Raw genomic sequence first — 1,686 nt, 5'->3', positions numbered from 1 at the left:
GACATATTTGGCCAACTTATCCTGATTAAGTACCACCGAAATCTGTTCTTTCTGCATACCATATACAGTCATACGGCCTACACTTTTCACTTTACGCAATCTGTCTTGCAAATCATCCATATAGTCTTTCAGCTCACGATAAGTTTTATCCTGACTTTCCATGGTTATTAGCAAAGCAGAAGTATCTCCAAAGTCATCTAATACTTGAATTGCTAAAACATTAGCAGGAAGTTGTGATTTAAAGCCTGATATACCATGCTTAAATTTGCTCCAGAATTCATCCTTATTATTCACCTCATCATTGAGTTCCACCTGAATATATGTTATGCCATCCCGGTTAGTCGAAAAACTCTTTTCCTTTTTTACTTCTTTATAACTGAAAATATAATTTTCAAGGGGCTTCGTCACCTGTTCTACCATTTCCTCTGAGGTATTGCCTGGTGCTACTGCCACAACTAAGCCCTGACGGACAGTAAAATCAGGAAATTCATTCTTCCGCATTTCAGGAAGGCTGTATATACCTAATGCGACTAAACAACATACTACCAGAATAATAATCTGACGGTAGTGCATGGCCCATTCTACTGCATTTCTTTTTTTTCGTTTCATCTTTGTGAGAGTTTTTATTCCATAAATTCTTATAATGATATAACAGTACCTTCACACACCTTATGTTGACCGGATACTACTATTTCATCACCAGTTTGTAGCCCAGATTCAATCACAATACCATCAGCGATATATTTTCCACAAGTCACAAATCTTTTTATTGCCATACCATTCTGGTTTACCCATACAAAAGTTTTATTGTGCTCATCTATTTGAATAACGTTGGCTGGAAGTACAATGGCTGTTTTACATTTTTCGCCCATCACAAAAACATCCGTCACCATTCCGGGCAAAAGCTGATTATTTATATTTTCTACCATTATTTTTACTTCATACGAACGGGACAAAGAATTTGCTACAATTCCTTTCTCGACAACATAACCTTCAAAACACATATCATCTGCAGCAGAAATAATGACTGTCGCCTTGTTACCTATCTGTATATCGTTAATATCACTTTCCGGTACAAACACCTTTATTTTAACTTGCTGCATAGACACTAATTCTGCAACCGGCACTCCCGGAGCTACATTTTGTCCTATTTCCACTTTTTTATCTGCAATAACTCCACTAAATGGAGCTTTAAGGAAACAGTCATTTAATTTTTTCTCAGCCATTTCTTCCATTGCTTGTGCCTGCTGAAGTTTGCTTTGTACATCTACCCATTTTATTTCGGGCAAACTATTCTCTTCATACAGAACCTTTAGCCTATTATAAGCATCTTGTGCCTGACATAAAGAAGCTTTTGCCACATTATAGCTACTCTTAAAGGTTGTTGTATCTATAGAAGCTATAATTTGTCCTTTTACTACACGATCGCCAGTTTTCACATATATCCTGTCTATTGTACCCAATACGGAGAAACTTAAAGAAGTTCCATTTGATTCTTCAACCGTACCCGAATACCTCTTATCCATAGATAATGGAATGCTTGTTACTTGCATAAAATTCACCTTCGTAACCTTTCTATTAACAGCCTGATTAGCTGAGTTTTCCTGGCACCCTATTAAAAACATCGGTATAGCCAGGAATGGTACTAAACACATTTTCTTCATCTTCGATATTCATTATTTTTAA

Annotated in this window: 2 protein-coding genes; both read right to left on the bottom strand. The window is 36.4% G+C overall.

The window, feature by feature from the left end:
• Positions 1-609 (bottom strand): efflux RND transporter permease subunit (locus Q3C19_RS18135; protein ID WP_302731236.1); only part of this gene is annotated, 609 nt, incomplete at its 3' end.
• A gap of 29 nt (positions 610-638) precedes the next feature.
• Positions 639-1,625 carry an efflux RND transporter periplasmic adaptor subunit gene (locus Q3C19_RS18130; protein ID WP_302731238.1) on the bottom strand — a complete coding sequence of 329 codons (987 nt, stop codon included), beginning with the start codon at positions 1,623-1,625 and terminating at the stop codon, positions 639-641.
• Positions 1,626-1,686: the final 61 nt, after the last annotated feature.

The sequence above is a fragment of the Bacteroides sp. ET489 genome (assembly GCF_030518095.1).
Classification (GTDB): Bacteria; Bacteroidota; Bacteroidia; order Bacteroidales; family Bacteroidaceae; genus Bacteroides; species Bacteroides ndongoniae.
This window is presented reverse-complemented; position numbering and strand designations above follow the sequence as displayed.